At 72.0% G+C, this 14,458-nt stretch carries 13 protein-coding genes; 7 read left to right on the top strand and 6 right to left on the bottom strand.

The genetic code is table 11. The features are described 5' to 3' along the window. Positions 1–134 precede the first annotated feature (134 nt). On the top strand, positions 135–758 hold the full coding sequence (locus ACZ6AQ_RS09300; RefSeq protein WP_468758688.1) for an ATP-binding protein: 624 nt from the start codon (positions 135–137) through the stop codon (positions 756–758). A gap of 158 nt (positions 759–916) precedes the next feature. On the opposite strand, the gene ACZ6AQ_RS09295 is transcribed toward ACZ6AQ_RS09300, so the two are convergent. The 5 genes from ACZ6AQ_RS09295 to ACZ6AQ_RS09275 form a co-directional block, all read right to left on the bottom strand. Further along, positions 917–1,138 carry a ferredoxin gene (locus tag ACZ6AQ_RS09295; RefSeq protein ID WP_468758686.1) on the bottom strand — a complete coding sequence of 74 codons (222 nt, stop codon included), beginning with the start codon at positions 1,136–1,138 and terminating at the stop codon, positions 917–919. Further along, the gene (locus tag ACZ6AQ_RS09290; RefSeq protein ID WP_468758684.1) at positions 1,135–2,328 is read right to left on the bottom strand and encodes a cytochrome P450; all 1,194 of its coding nucleotides are present in this window, start codon (positions 2,326–2,328) and stop codon (positions 1,135–1,137) included. Before ACZ6AQ_RS09290 ends, ACZ6AQ_RS09295 begins: the two co-directional genes overlap by 4 nt. Positions 2,329–2,574: 246 nt before the next feature. After that, a complete protein-coding gene (locus ACZ6AQ_RS09285) occupies positions 2,575–4,965 on the bottom strand; it encodes an ATP-binding cassette domain-containing protein (RefSeq protein WP_468758682.1) in 2,391 nt (796 codons plus the stop codon). A gap of 152 nt (positions 4,966–5,117) precedes the next feature. After that, positions 5,118–5,939 carry an ABC transporter permease gene (locus ACZ6AQ_RS09280; protein ID WP_388699490.1) on the bottom strand — a complete coding sequence of 274 codons (822 nt, stop codon included), beginning with the start codon at positions 5,937–5,939 and terminating at the stop codon, positions 5,118–5,120. A 14-nt stretch (positions 5,940–5,953) separates the two neighbouring features. Next, a complete protein-coding gene (locus ACZ6AQ_RS09275) occupies positions 5,954–6,892 on the bottom strand; it encodes an ATP-binding cassette domain-containing protein (protein WP_388699469.1) in 939 nt (312 codons plus the stop codon). 164 nt (positions 6,893–7,056) lie between these two features. Between ACZ6AQ_RS09275 and ACZ6AQ_RS09270 the strand changes: the two genes are divergently transcribed. Beyond that, positions 7,057–7,695: a PadR family transcriptional regulator gene (locus tag ACZ6AQ_RS09270; protein WP_388699466.1), complete on the top strand. Its 639-nt coding sequence runs from the start codon at positions 7,057–7,059 to the stop codon at positions 7,693–7,695. Between the two features lie 62 nt (positions 7,696–7,757). Continuing rightward, a complete protein-coding gene (locus tag ACZ6AQ_RS09265) occupies positions 7,758–8,153 on the top strand; it encodes a hypothetical protein (RefSeq protein WP_468758680.1) in 396 nt (131 codons plus the stop codon). 52 nt (positions 8,154–8,205) lie between these two features. On the opposite strand, the gene ACZ6AQ_RS09260 is transcribed toward ACZ6AQ_RS09265, so the two are convergent. Beyond that, positions 8,206–8,877, bottom strand: a complete 672-nt coding sequence (locus tag ACZ6AQ_RS09260) for a ScbR family autoregulator-binding transcription factor (protein WP_388699463.1) — start codon at positions 8,875–8,877, stop codon at positions 8,206–8,208. A gap of 696 nt (positions 8,878–9,573) precedes the next feature. On the opposite strand from ACZ6AQ_RS09260, the gene ACZ6AQ_RS09255 reads away from it, so the two are divergent. The 4 genes from ACZ6AQ_RS09255 to ACZ6AQ_RS09240 all read left to right on the top strand — a co-directional run bounded on the left by ACZ6AQ_RS09255 (position 9,574) and on the right by ACZ6AQ_RS09240 (position 14,318). Then, the gene (locus ACZ6AQ_RS09255) at positions 9,574–10,173 is read left to right on the top strand and encodes a ScbR family autoregulator-binding transcription factor (RefSeq protein WP_468758678.1); all 600 of its coding nucleotides are present in this window, start codon (positions 9,574–9,576) and stop codon (positions 10,171–10,173) included. 300 nt (positions 10,174–10,473) lie between these two features. After that, on the top strand, positions 10,474–11,310 hold the full coding sequence (locus tag ACZ6AQ_RS09250; RefSeq protein ID WP_388699457.1) for an AfsR/SARP family transcriptional regulator: 837 nt from the start codon (positions 10,474–10,476) through the stop codon (positions 11,308–11,310). Between the two features lie 1,338 nt (positions 11,311–12,648). Then, positions 12,649–13,470 carry an AfsR/SARP family transcriptional regulator gene (locus ACZ6AQ_RS09245; protein ID WP_468759245.1) on the top strand — a complete coding sequence of 274 codons (822 nt, stop codon included), beginning with the start codon at positions 12,649–12,651 and terminating at the stop codon, positions 13,468–13,470. A 113-nt stretch (positions 13,471–13,583) separates the two neighbouring features. Continuing rightward, positions 13,584–14,318 (top strand): thioesterase II family protein, encoded by a 735-nt coding sequence (locus ACZ6AQ_RS09240; RefSeq protein WP_388699455.1) that lies wholly within the window; start codon positions 13,584–13,586, stop codon positions 14,316–14,318. The last annotated feature ends 140 nt before the right edge of the window (positions 14,319–14,458 follow it).

The raw sequence follows: 14,458 nt of genomic DNA, 5'->3' as shown, positions 1-14,458 counted from the left end.
GGGGCCGGGCGCGACGGCTCGCGTCTCGGGCTGCGACACGGGTTCAACGACGTGCGGGCGCCGGGGGGCACGGTCTCGTCGGCCCGGTCCGCGCACCGGTCGACGGTTCCGGAGCCGTCCCGCATACTTCCCGGATGATCACCCCGAGGGCTTCCTGGCACAACACCACGCACGACTGGGCGGCCGCCGTCGATCCCGGTCATCTGGAGCGGATCCGCCGGAACCCGGCCGTCTTCGCCCCCCACGGCATCCCGCACCTGATCCTCGAAGTCGTCGCCTACGCGGCCGACGAGGCCGAACACGGCAACGGCGGACACTGCCGCGTCGTCCTCCACCCCGACGGTTCCGTGGCCGTCGCGGACGACGGGCGGGGCACCGACACGCGCCTCGACGAGCACGGGCGCACCGTGAGGAAACCGGTCATGGCGACGAAGGACCTCCGGTTCTTCGACCGCCCCGACGCGCCGGCCCTGCCCGACGCGCACCCCCGCCGGGGCATGTCCGTCGTCGCCGCGCTCAGTACGTGGCTCGTCCACACCAACCGCCGCCGCGACGGATCCTGGACCCAGCGGTACGAACACGGAGTACCGGCCACGGAGCTGCGGCCGATCGCCGACGACGGCACGACCGGGACCACCGTCCACTTCATGCCCGTCGGGGCGTTGACGTCGGACGGCACCACGTCCGGCGACCTGGCACGGCTCACCGGGGCGTGGCCGCACCTCTCCGTGGAGATCGACGACCGTCGCGTCACGTGAGAGGAGCGATTCCCGGGCAGGGGCCACCCCTGTCCCCGGACCTTGCGGTCGGGGCCGTTCGGGGCCGTTCGGGAGCGGCCCCGGGGCGCGGACGTGACGGGGGACCGGTGGGCGGGCCGGCCGCTCGCGGCGTTCCGGGCGCGGCCGCCCCCGGCCGCTCAGGAGCCGCCGGATTCCGGCTCGTGGAGGGTGATCGCCCCGGCGGGACAGACGCCGGCGGCCATGCGCACGGCCGCGCGGTGGACGACGGGCGGCCGTGCGCGCAGCAGGAGCACGAGGCCGTCGTCCGGGTCCTGGTCGAACACCTCGGGGGCCGTCATGACGCACATCCCGGCGCCGATGCAGCGCTCGCGGTCGACGCTCAGGTCCGGCGTGCTCACTTCTCGTCCCAGGTGACCGGGAGGCTCTTCACCCCGAAGATGTCCGCGCTCTCCGGACGCAGCCGGACCTCCGCCGCCGGTACGGCCAGGCGCAGCGAGGGGAAGCGGTCGACCAGCGCGCGGAACGCGACCCGCATCTCGACGCGGGCCAGCTGCTGCCCCAGGCACTGGTGGATGCCGTGGCCGAAGGCCAGGTGCCCGGTGGCCTGCCTGCGGAGATCGAGCGTGTGGGGGTCCTCGAAGCGGCCGGGGTCGCGGTTGGCGGTGTGGTACGAGAGCACGACCGTCGTGCCGGCCTCGATGGTCGCGCCGCCCAGCTCGACGTCCTCCAGCGCGGTCCTGTGGAACGTCTTGGCGACGGTCAGGTACCGCAGCAGTTCCTCCACGGCCCCGTCGGTGAGCGAGGGGTCGGCGCGCAGCGCCGCGAGCTGTTCCGGGTTCCGCAGCAGCGCGAAGGTGCCGAGGGACAGCATGTTCGCCGTGGTGTCGAACCCGGCCGCCAGGAGGATGAGGGCGATCCCCTTCAGTTCCTCGTCGGTCAGGTCGCTGTCGGTGAGTTCGCTGAGGACGTCGTCGGTGGGGCGGGCGCGCTTGGCGGCCACCAGCCGTGCGAGGTACTCCTGCGTCGCCGTGTAGGCCGCCACCAGCTCCTCGTCGCCGGCCTCCCCGCCCATGAACACGTCGATCTGCTCCTGGAAGGAGGCCCGGTCCTCGTAGGGCACGCCCAGGATCTCGCAGATGACGATGGTGGGGAGGGGCTTGGCGAACGCGGTGACCAGATCCGCCGGCGGCCCGGTCTCCTCCATGGCGTCCAGGCAGTCGGCGGTGATCCGCTCGATCCGTTCGGTGAGCATCCGCATCCGCCGCACGGTGAACCTGCCCACCAGGGGCTTCCGGTAGCGGCTGTGGTCCGGCTCGTCCATGAGGAGGAACTCGCCGGGCGGTGCCGGGGGGAGCGCGAAGTCGACGACGTTCAGGAGGTCCTTGCGCGAGCTGAACCGAGGATCGGCCAGGACCGAGCGCACCATGTCGTACCCGGTGATCAGCCAGCCGGGCTTTCCGCCGGGATGGGTGCAGTGGCTGAGGGGACCGTGCCGGCGGGCGTCGATCAACTCGGCCGGCGGGTCGAAGGGGCAACCGGCCCGGCGCTCTGTCGGCAGCGTCGTGACGGTGGGGAGGGCTTCACTCATGGTCCATCCTCATTTCGCGGTGCACAGTGTTCGAACTTTCTTGAACGCTACGTTGCGTTTTCAAGTCGGTCAACGAGATATGGGCGTTTTCCCTTGTGAGTAAAGGGAATTGATGCAATCGCCTTGAGAGTGAATGCAATGGATCGTTGCAATGAAGCAGAGTGAAGGTAACGCTTCCCGCGTGCCGGGAAAGAGAACCGCCCCGTGGACCGGGGTCCACGGGGCGGTGAGTGCGGTGGTACGCGATCAGCCGTTGATGTACTGGGCGAGGTGCCGGCCCGTGAGGGTGGTGGGCGTGGCGACCAGGTCGGCGGGGGTGCCCTCGAAGACGATCCGGCCGCCGTCGTGGCCGGCGCCGGGGCCGAGGTCGATGATCCAGTCGGCGTGCGCCATGACCGCCTGGTGGTGCTCGATGACGATGACCGACTTCCCCGAGTCCACGAGCCGGTCGAGCAGGCCCAGGAGCTGTTCGATGTCGGCGAGGTGGAGGCCGGTGGTGGGTTCGTCGAGGACGTAGACGCCGCCGCTGTCGTGCATGCGGGTGGCCAGCTTCAGGCGCTGGCGTTCCCCGCCGGACAGGGTGATGAGGGGCTGGCCGAGGGTGATGTAGCCGAGGCCGACGTCGATGAGGCGCCGGAGGATCTTGTGCGCCGCGGGGATGCGGGCCTCGCCGGTGGCGAAGAACTCCTCGGCCTCGGTGACGGGCATGGCGAGGACCTGGCTGATGTCGCGCCCGCCGAGGCGGTGTTCGAGGACGGAGGCGTGGAAACGCTTGCCGTCGCAGTCCTCGCAGGGGCTGGAGACGCCGGCCATGATGCCCAGGTCGGTGTAGAGGATGCCGGTGCCGCCGCAGGTGGGGCAGGCACCCTCGGAGTTGGCGCTGAACAGCGCGGGCTTGACGCCGTTGGCCTTGGCGAACGCCTTGCGGATCGGGTCGAGCAGGCCGGTGTACGTGGCGGGGTTGCTGCGCCGCGAACCGCGGATCGGGCTCTGGTCGATGGAGATGACGCCCTGGCCGGCCGGGATGGACGAGTGGATGAGGGAGCTCTTCCCCGCGCCGGCGACACCGGTGACGACGGTGAGGATCCCGAGGGGGATGTCGACGTCGACGTCCCGGAGGTTGTGCGCGGTGGCGCCGCGGATCTCCAGGGCGCCGGTGGGCTTGCGCACCGAGGTCTTGAGGGCGGCCCGGTCGTCCAGGTGGCGCCCCGTGACGGTGTCGGAGGCCCGGAGCTTTTCGAGGGTGCCCTCGAAGCAGATGGTGCCGCCCGCGGTGCCGGCGCCGGGACCGAGGTCGATGACGTGGTCGGCGATCGCGATCGTCTCGGGCCTGTGCTCGACGACGAGGACGGTGTTCCCCTTGTCGCGCAGGCGCAGCAGGAGGCTGTTCATGCGCTGGATGTCGTGGGGGTGCAGGCCGACGGTGGGTTCGTCGAAGATGTAGGTGACGTCGGTGAGCGCGGAGCCGAGGTGGCGGATCATCTTGACGCGCTGCGCCTCGCCGCCGGACAGGGTGCCGGAGGGGCGGTCGAGGGAGAGGTAGCCGAGGCCGATCTCCACGAACGAGTCGAGGGACTGCCGGAGGGCGGCGAGCAGCGGGGCGACGCCGGGTTCGTCGAGGTCGCGGACCCACCGCGCGAGGTCGCGGATCTCCATCGCGCAGGCGTCGGCGATGCTGATCCCCTTGATCCTGGAGGAGCGGGCCGCCTCGCTGAGCCGGGTGCCGTCGCACTCGGGGCAGACCGCGAAGGTCATGGCCCGTTCGACGAACGCGCGGATGTGCGGCTGCAGCGCGTCGAGGTCCTTGGCCAGCATCGACTTGCGGATCTTCGGGATCAGGCCCTCGTAGGTCAGGTTGATGCCGTCGACCTTGACCTTGGTCGGTTCCTTGTGGAGGAGGTCGTCCAGCTCCGTGTCGGTGTACGCGTCGATCGGCTTGTCGGGGTCGAAGAAGCCGCAGCCGGTGAGGATGCGGCCGTACCAGCCGTCCATGTTGTAGCCGGGGACGGTGAGCGCGCCCTCGTTGAGGGACTTGGTGGCGTCGTAGAGCTGGGTGAGGTCGATGTCCGAGACGGAACCGCGCCCCTCGCACCGGGTGCACATTCCGCCGATGCGGTTGAAGTCGGCGCTGACGGCCTTCTTGCCGCTGCCCTCGACGCTGATGGAGGCGCTTCCCTTGAGCGAGGCGGTGTTGAAGGAGAACGCGCTCGGCGGTCCGATGTGCGGATCGCCGAGCCGGCTGAAGAGAATGCGGAGCATGGCGTTGGCGTCGGTGGCGGTGCCGACGGTGGAGCGCGGATCGGAACCCATCCGCTGCTGGTCCACGATGATCGCGGTGGTCAGGCCCTCCAGGACGTCCACCTCGGGCCGTGACTGGGTGGGCATGAGGGTCTGCACGAACGTGCTGTAGGTCTCGTTGATCATCCGCTGGGACTCGGCGGCGACCGTGCCGAACACCAGGGAGCTCTTGCCCGAGCCGGAGACGCCGGTGAACACCGTCAGCCGGCGCTTGGGGATCTCGACGCTGACGTTCTTGAGGTTGTTCTCGCGCGCGCCGTGCACGCGGATCAGGTCGTGGCTGTCGGCGGCGTGCGGCGCGGCCGACGGTGACGGGGAGGTGTGCGTGTACGGGACCATGCTCGTCGTTCTCCAAGACTGTTGTGCGGCCGAAGTGGCTGTGCGGACGTGGGGTCGTCACCGGTCTCGCGGGTCCGCTGCCGCGTGGTGGGCCGGTACCGGGACGTGGTCCGGGCCCGCGGTCCGGCGGACCGCGGGCCCGGACCCGGTCGTCAGCGGCTCAGGTCCCGGAACCTCTTGACGGCCAGGGGGAAGAACACCGCGACGAGGACCAGCGGCCAGGCCACGGCGAGGAGTTCCGCGTGGGTCGCGGCCCAGGAGTCGCCGGTCGCCCCCGGGTTGCCGAACAGGCCGCGCACCGCGGTGGCCGTCGCGGACATCGGGTTCCACTCCACGACCGCGCCCAGCCACGCCGGCATCGACTCGGGCGTGGCGATGGCGTTGGACAGGAAGGCGACCGGCCAGACCAGGATCTGCACCGCCTGCACCATCTCGGGCTTGCCCGCGACCATCGCCAGGTGGATGCCGATCCACAGCATCGCGAACCGCAGCAGCAGCAGCAGTCCCACCGCGCCCAGGAAGGAGGAGAAGCCCTCGTGCCAGCGCCAGCCGATCGCGTATCCGACCGCGATCATCACGACCAGGCCGACGACCGACTGCAGCATGTCGGCGACGCTCCGCCCGACCAGGACCGCGCCGGAGTTCATCGGCATCGAGCGGAACCGGTCGATGACCCCCTTGCCGAGGTCCTGGGTGACCGAGAGCATCGTCGCCTCGAGGCCGAAGGCCATGGTCATGGTGAGCATGCCGGGCACCAGGTAGGACGTGAAGTCCCCCTCGACGCCCCGTCCGCCACCGATCAGGTAGCTGAACATCAGCAGCATCATCACCGGGAAGACCAGCCCGACGACCACCTGCACGGGCTGGCGCGCCCAGTGCGCCAGCTCGCGCCGGGTCATGGTCCAGGAGTCGGCCGCCGCCCAGCTCAGTTTCGAGCCCGTGCCGTGTGCCGTGCTCACGCCGGTCGAGGTCATACCGTGGGTCGCGCTCATGCGGCGTCCTCCTTCGTCAGGTGCATGAAGACCTCGTCGAGGGTCGGGCGGCGCACCGCGATGTCCTCCGCCTCGATGCCGGCCGCCTGCAGGGCCCGCACGGTCTCCGTCAGTGCGGCCATCCGATTGCTGACCGAGGCGCTGATCATCCGCCGGTCCTCGTCCACCACCGTGTCGCCGGACAGGAGGGAGGCGGCGCGGGTCAGCTGGGCCGTGTCGTGCAGGACCACGTCGATGCGGTCGCCGCCGGTCTTGCTCTTCAGCTCGTCCGCCGTGCCCTCGGCGATGACCTTCCCGTGGTTGATCACCGCGATCTGGTCGGCGAGCTGGTCGGCCTCCTCCAGGTACTGGGTGGTCAGCAGGACGGTCGTGCCGCCGCCCACCAGGGACCGCACCGCGTTCCACACCTCCGTGCGGCCGCGGGGGTCGAGCCCGGTCGTGGGTTCGTCCAGGAAGAGCACCTCCGGCCGGGAGATCAGGGAGGCCGCCAGGTCGAGCCGCCTCCGCATGCCGCCGCTGTACTGCTTGACGGCCTTGGTGCCGGTGTCGGTGAGCCCGAACTGCTCCAGGAGTTCGTCGGCCCGCGTGCCGGCCCGGCGCGCGCCGAGGTGGTAGAGACGGCCGAACATCTCCAGGTTCTGACGGCCGCTGAGCTCCTCGTCGACGGCGGCGTTCTGACCGAGCAGCCCGATCCGTGCACGCACCTCGTCGGCCCGGGTCCTCACGTCGATGCCCGCCACCTCGACGCGGCCCTCGTCGTGGCGCAGCAGCGTCGACATGACGCGTACGGCCGTGGTCTTGCCCGCGCCGTTGGGGCCGAGGATTCCCTGGACGGTCCCGGCCCGGACCGTGAGGTCGAGACCGTCGAGGGCCTGCTTGTCCTTGTACTTCTTCCGCAGACCCTCGACGACGATCGCCAGATCGCTGTCAGACAAAACACCCTCCTTCGAGACAGTGGTAAAACTTGTCTAGTGGCTCCACCGTAGGGCACTCAAGCTTGTTGGTCAAATTTGATTAGCGAGGAAACGGCGGGGGTTTCACGGTCCGCGAGGGGCGGGCAGGGGTAGCCTAGTCAAAATTAACTAGAAGGGGGATGGGCATGTCAGCGATCCGGCTCCTGGTTCTCGGCGCGGTCCGCCAGCACGGGCGGGTGCACGGCTACCAGGTACGCAACGACCTGGAGTTCTGGGGCGCCCACGAGTGGTCCAACGCCAAGCCGGGTTCGATCTACCACGCGCTCAAGCAGATGACGAAGCAAGGACTCCTCGTCGCCCACGAGGTCGCGCCGAGCACCGCCGGCGGCCCGCCCCGCGTCGAGTACGAGATCAACGACAAGGGGACCGAGGAGTACTTCGCGCTCCTGCGCGAGGCCCTGGGCTCGCACGAGCAGAAGGCCGACATGCTCTCGGCCGGCATCGGCTTCATCGTCGACCTGCCGCGCGCCGAGGGCGTGGAGCTCCTCAAGAAGAGGGTCGTGGGGCTCGAACAGTGGCGGTCCGCCGTCACCGGGTACTACCTGCCGGAGACCGGGTTCGAACAGCTCGGGCACATCGGCGAGATCATGAACATGTGGGTGCACTCGGCCGACTGCGGCGCGGAGTGGACGCGCGGTCTGATCGAGCGCATCGAAGGCGGGGCGTACACGTTCGCGGGGGAGGGGGAGCCCTTCGTGGGCGTGCTCGCGGAGGACCAGCCGAACCCGTTCGCCACGGGGCCGCACCCGGAGGACCACCGGTAGGGCGCGCTCCGGAGGCGCCGGCGCCGGGCGGTGGCGTCGTGCCCCGCCGGTACGCTCGGATCATGAGCGTCTCCCTCTACTACCGCGCGAGCCGGGCGGTGCCCCTCACGGCGGCCGAGGCCCTCGCCGTCGAGCGCGTCACCGCCGCCCGGTCGTCGTCCTTCCCGTACCGGGACGAGGAAGGGCTCCACCTGTACGGGAACGGTGGCGGCGGACCGGACGGGATCGTGGCCGGGTCCACCCGGGTGCCGCTCGACCCCGACCGGGCGCTCCCGGTGATCGCCCATGTGCTGGACTCGGTGACCGGGTTGCGCCGCGCCCTGCCGGGAGCGGAGTGGCACGTGCACCTGGACGACCTCGACGTCCCGTGGGACGAGGACGGGGGCTACGACCTGCCGGGCCTGCGCGACGCGGGCCCCACCGGGTCCGGCGCGACGGCCCGGCCGCCGCACGGGTGACCGCGTCCGCGGCCGGCGGGCTCCGTGACGGCGGAGCCCCGCGCGGCCCCGGTCAGCCGGCGGTGCCCAGGCCCTCGCGGGCCTCGGCCGCCTCCAGGGCCTCGGCGTAGACCGCGGCCCCCCGGCCCGCGGAGAGGTCGAGCGAGGCGAGGATGGAGGGGGTCACCGCGCTGGGCAGCACGTGCCGCATCATCGCGGAGACCCTGTCGGCCAGGTCGCGGTACTCGCAGAGGGCCTGGGACATGGACTGGATGCCGGCGAACGAACCCACGATGACGTCGGCCGTCTCGGCGGGCACGGCATGGGGGAGGAGTTCGCCCCGCACCTGTGCCTCCCGCAGCAGTTCGCGGCCGATCCCGGCCCAGCGCAGGAACGGACCGCTGCGGTCGGGGTCCTCCACCACCTGGTCCGTCGTCAGCCGGACGCCGGCACGGACCATCGGGTCGGTTTGCAGGCGGTGGGCGTGCAGCATCACGACGTCCATGATCTCCTGCACCTTGGAGACGCGGGGCGGAACCGTGATCCGCCGGTCCTGCTCGGCCAGCACGGCCTGGGCCAGATCCACCTTCGACACGAAGTGGAAGTACAGGGCGCCCTTCGTCGTCCTCGCCTCCCTGAGGATCTGGGAGATCGTGGCCGCCTGGTACCCGTGTTCCTCGAAGATCTTGGCCGCCGCCGACAGGATCGTCTGGCGCGTGCGGATGGCCCGGACCTGCTCAGCCACTCCTTCTCCTCCTCCCTCGGGATCGTCGAGCGCCGGGGGTTCCGAAGAGGCCGCCCAGTCCGTACCCTACGGCGGACGGCCAGTACCGCTCATCCATGGGCGGGGAAAGACCAGGTCAAGAAGGAAGCCCGTGACGCTCGCCCCCGGTCCCGTCGGAACCGTGGGACGAGGGGAGGACGGCGTGCTCCCCGTGGCCGTCCGCTCCGGCGGCGCGGAGCGGTCCCGGCGCAACGCCCTCCGGTTCCCGCGTCGTTCCACGACGCCCGAGCCGCGAGCACCCCTTCGCGGCACCCCCGCGCTCCTCCGCCGGACGCCCTCGGCCCGGCGGGGAACGTACTCGCGGGTGCCGCCGTCCGCCCCGGCCGGTCCGGCGCCGTCCGAGCCGTCCGCGAGCGGGTCGGACGAACGTGCTCCCGGTGCCGTACCGCCCCGGTCCTGCCGGGGACCGGCTCCGTCCGGCCCGGAAGGCGTTGCCTCGTCCGACCGATAGAAACGGCACGGACGGTTTGTTATGCTCCCTCGCGAGAGGGCGCACCACGGCGGAGACAGTGGCCGTGGCGGTGAGGGGCGCCCACGCGTGCCCGATCCCGGGCTCTCCTCGTGAAGCGCCGTAGTCAACTCTCTGGCCTCCCCTTCGACGGGCACGGCAATCCCCCTGCAGTGACGGAGCGGTCGATGGTCAAACAGGAGCGTGCGATGCGTACGCGCGAAACCCTGATCCGGTCCGCGGCGGAGGTCTTCGGCCGAGAGGGCTTCACCAGGGCCTCGCTCACCGCGATCAGTTCGTCCGCCGGGGTCAGCAGCGGGGCGCTGCACTTCCACTTCGAGAGCAAGGCCGCCCTGGCGGACGCCGTCGAAGCGGAGGCGCTGGCAAGGCTGTTGGCCCTCACGCGTACCGAACTCCCGGCCGGAACGAGCCATGTCCAGCTCCTGGTCGACGTCACTCACCGCCTCGCCCACGAACTGCGCGGCGACGTCGTGCTGCGGACGGGATTCGCCCTCGGCGGCGAGCTGTCCCGTCCGGTGCGGGCCGGGCCGCGGGAGCACTGGTGGCGCTGGGTCGGGGAGGAGTTGGAGCGCGCCGAGGCGCGGGGCGAGCTGCGCGCGGAGGTGACGGCGCAGGACGTGCTGACCGTCGTGGTGGCCGCCATGGCGGGGCTCGAAGTGCTCGGTGTACGGGACGCGATGTGGCTTTCGGCGGCCACCGTGAGCCGGATCTGGCGCCTGCTGCTGCCGGCCGTCGCGCCGACCGCCCTCCTGGCGGATCTCGAGATCGACGGAACCCGCTTCCGGTAGGACCGGCCGGACCATGCCCCGGTGCCCCGCACGCGCGGAGCACCGGGGCTTTCGCGTGCGGACGCGTCACCAAGGAGACCTCAGGGTCTGTTTTCGGCCCTCTCGGACCGCCGGGGAGGGGTGGGGGAGCGGTCCGGCGTCGGAGGAGGTGTGGACGGAGACGTCAAAACCCCTGGTGGGAAAGGCAGTTGAGAGTCTGTCAGGTCGGTCGGAAGGGGGAGGCGGCTCGGTCTGTTTTGCGTTGACAAAACCGTCGGCCCTGTTTTTTACTGAGTCGCCATCCATGGACAGGGAGTAGGCGTGGACATCGAACTACTGGGCACTCTGGCGGTTCGGGAGCAGGGGCGCTCCATCACGCCTACCGCTCCCAAACCGCGACAGGTACTGGCGTTGCTGGCGCTCCACGCCGACCGGGTCGTCCCGGTCTCCGCCCTGGCGGAGGAGCTCTGGGCGGGCACCCCGCCGCGCAGCGCCCGCACGACGCTCCAGACGTACGTGCTGCAGCTGCGGACCCTCATATCGACGGCCCTGGAGCAGGGCGACGGCGGAGGCCGCGCGGGCCGGTGCACCGCCAAGGACGTGCTGGTCACCCTGCCCGGCGGCTACCTCCTGGACACCGGCGGCGGCACCAGCGACGTCCGCGAGTTCGACCGGCTCGTCGACAGCGGCTCCCGGGCCATGGACGCGAGCGACTTCCCGGGCGCCGCGCGGCTGTTGCGCGAGGCGCTGTCCCTGTGGTCGGGGCCGGCCTTCGCCGACGTCTCCGGCGGCGTCCAGCTGGACACGGAGGCGCGGCGGCTGGAGGAGACCCGGCTGTGCGCCCTCGACCGGCGCATCGAGGCCGACCTGCGGATCGGGCGGCACCGGGAGCTGCTGGCGGAGCTGACCGTGCTGGCCGCCCGGTACCGCACCCACGAGAACCTGCACGGCCAGTTCATGCTGGCCCTGCACCGTTCCGGTCGCCGGGGCGAGGCCCTCGACGTCTACCAGCGACTGCACCAGACCCTGGTGCGCGAACTCGGGATCGAGCCCTCGCCCGTGCTGCGCAGGCTGCAGCGCTCGATCCTCATGGCCGGTCCCGACGCCCCCGCCGGGACGACGGAGCCCCACGGCGAACGACTCGTCCGCGCCGGCTGAGACGGCGCCCCGCGCCCCCGCCCGTCGCGGTAGCCCCGCCCGGGTCGCGGCCCCGCGCCCCCGCCCGTCGCGGTAGCCCCGCCCGGGTCGCGGCCCCGCGCCCCCGCCCGTCGCGGCAGTCCCGCCCGGGTCGCGGCACCCCCGGCCCGCGCCCGTCACGTCGTCCGGCGCGGCACCCCGCCGCGCCGTCCGCGCGGGCCCCGTGCGCGAAGGGGCGCTCCATCTCGTGATGTCCCCCGGGCGCGTGGCCCGGGGCGGCCCCGCGCACCGGACATCACGGGCGGACGACGGTCCTTTCGGAACGTTCCCCGGTGAGCCCGTGCGCCTCGCGGCCCGGCCCCGGCTCTCCGACGGCCCGCGACCGTGCCGAAAACGCCCCCTTGACCGCTCCGCCCCGCACTGCTCCGACCGGGAAGCAGGGCCCCGCCGTCCCCCTGCCCGCACCACGGATTTCCGGGAGCCCGGCGGCGCGCCGGGTCCGGAATCCGCCCCCGCGGAAAGCACCACCGGCCGGAATTCCACTTGAGCGCATCTGGAGCGGCATTCTGCGGAACGCGACCGTTCCGAAAATACGTCAGGTGCGGTGAACGGGGCCCGGCGAAAAAACAGTCCCGGGTCGGAAGCGGAAGGCGCTTTTCTCCTTTCATGCGGTCGGCAGTGTCAATTCGGCCTGCGGGCGGCCGGTTTTCCCTCCCTGTTCACCGTTGCGTTTCCACGGAACCCGTGCCCGCCGCGAAACCCGGCGCCTCCGGCGGGGCGTGCGGTGGCGAGGCGGCCTCCGGACCCGGCTGCCACCGGGCCGGTTCCGCCTCCTTGTTCCGGGGGCGGCTCCCACCGCGCCCGGGACCCGGAGCGACCGCCGTCCGCGTCTCCGGGCCCCTCCGACGGTCGTGATCAGCCCACTCCCGCGGCCCTGCAACCGGATTGAAACCGCAGGTGAAAGCTCGTTTCCCGCATATCTCGTCCCGGCGGGGGCGCCACGTCCCCCGGCCCCGACCGCCCCGCGAGCCCGCCCCCCTCCGCGCCCGCCGCCCCTCCGCGTCCGCCACTCCTCCGCGCCCCGCCGGCGAGCGGAACCGCCCCCGGCCCGAGGGCGCGGTTTCGCGAAGCCTGCCGCTGGGAGCGCTTTCACGGACCGGGCACCCGGCCCCTTTCCCCGATGCCTTCTTGACGCCCGGTGAAAATTGTGAATGCGGCAGCACCGGAAAACGGGGAGCCATCCTTGTTGGAGACGCACTCGACATGGACTCAAGAAAATGTTGACGATGTCCCGGGCCCCGCTACTCTTCCCCAGTCGAACGCTCTACCGATGTGAACTCGACCACCAGCTGGGAGACCGTGATGATTCAGGTTCTGGGTCCGTTGAGCGCCGAGGTCAACGGGGGATCGATTGTTCCGACGGCCGGTAAACCGCGCCAGATCCTGGCGTTGCTCGCGCTCTATCCGGGCCGGGTGATGCCCGTGCCCACCCTGATGGAGGAGGTCTGGGGCACCGAACTGCCGCAGAGCGCGCTCACCACGCTGCAGACCTACATCCTGCAGCTGCGCCGCAGGCTCGCCCTGGCCATGGGGCCGGGCAATCCGGGCGGGGCCAAGGAGATGCTCGCCACCCGCCACGGCGGCTACCTGCTCCAGATCGCCCCGGAGAGCGTGGACGTCCACGCGTACGACCGGCTGGTCGCCGAAGGCCAGAGCGCCTTCGACGTGGGCGACGACGAGCGGGCCGCCGCCCTGCTGCGACGGGCGCTCGGGCTCTGGAAGGGCCCGGCCCTGGTCGACGTGCGGGTGGGCCCGATCCTGGAGATCGACGTCATGCGGCTGGAGGAGAGCCGGCTGGTGACCGTGGAACGGCGCATCGACGTCGACCTGCGGCTGGGACGGCACACCGAACTCCTCGCCGAACTCACCGAGCTGATCGCCCGGCACCCGCAGCACGAGAGCCTGCACTCGCAGGCGATGGTGGCGCTCTACCGCTCCGGCCGCCAGGCCACCGCGCTGGACATCTACCGCAGGCTGCGGGTGCGCCTCATCGAGGACCTCGGCGTCGAGCCCTCGCCGCAGCTCCAGCGGCTCCACCAGGCCATGCTGGCGGTGGACCCGGCGCTGGACGTGATCGCGAGCTCCCGGAGGGGGTCCACGTTCGACCTGTACGCGGCGTGAGCGACCGTCCGACGGACCGACGGGCACGACCGCGACGACGGGGCTCCCGAACGGCGCCCCGTGAGTACCGACCGACCACGCCGGGAGAGACGGCGCAGCAGGAAGGGCCGGGCATGGCAGAGAAGAACGGCGTGCGACTGGTGTGCTTCGCGCACGCGGGAGCCGGCACCTCGGCGTTCCACCGCTGGAACACCCTGCTGGGTGCCGCGGCGGCCCCCGAGCCGCGGCAGCTGCCCGGCCGGGGCGCGCGGCACCGGGAGCCCCGGGTGACCACCCGGCGGGCCCTCCTCGCCGATCTGCACGACCTGTTCGCGGGACAGCCGCCCGGACCGTACGTCCTGTACGGGCACAGCCTGGGCGGCCTGATCGCCTACACCCTCACCCGCGCCCTGCACGCGGCGGGGCTGCCGCTGCCGGCGCTGCTGGCCGTCGGCGCCTGCCCGTCACCCGGCGAGCGGGGCGGCCTGATCTCCTCCGCCGAAGCCTCCGACCACGAACTGACGCGGGTGCTGCGGGGGTTCGAGGCGATGCCCGAGGACGCCGTCCCCGGCGACCCCTGGCACCGCCTCGTCCTGCCGGTGCTCCGCGACGACCTGAAACTGGCCGCCGATCTGCGCGCCGCCGCCCAGGACCCCGCCACCGGCGGACCGGTCCCGGTGCCCCTGCTGGCCGTCGGCGGCAGCGAGGACGTCCTGGTGCCCACCGAGACGATGCGCGGCTGGAGCACCTGGACCGACGGCCGCTTCGTCCACCGGACCCTGCCGGGCGGCCACTTCTTCGTCCGCGACGGCGAGCTTCCCCGGCTGCTCGGCCGGGCCTGCCGGGTCGTGGGCCGGGCGGGGGCGTGAGCCGGGCCGTGACCGGGCACGGCGTCCCCCGCCGCGCGGACGGCGTTCCGCCGCGCGGGACGCGGGAGACGCGACGGACGTGCGGAACGGGGCCGGCCGGCCGGGGAGGGCCCCGGCGTGTCCGGGCGGCCGGGGCGGGT

It is taken from the genome of Streptomyces sp. NPDC041191 (assembly GCF_055591945.1).
Note: the sequence above shows the minus strand (reverse complement) of the source record. Positions and strands in the feature narration are given on the sequence as shown.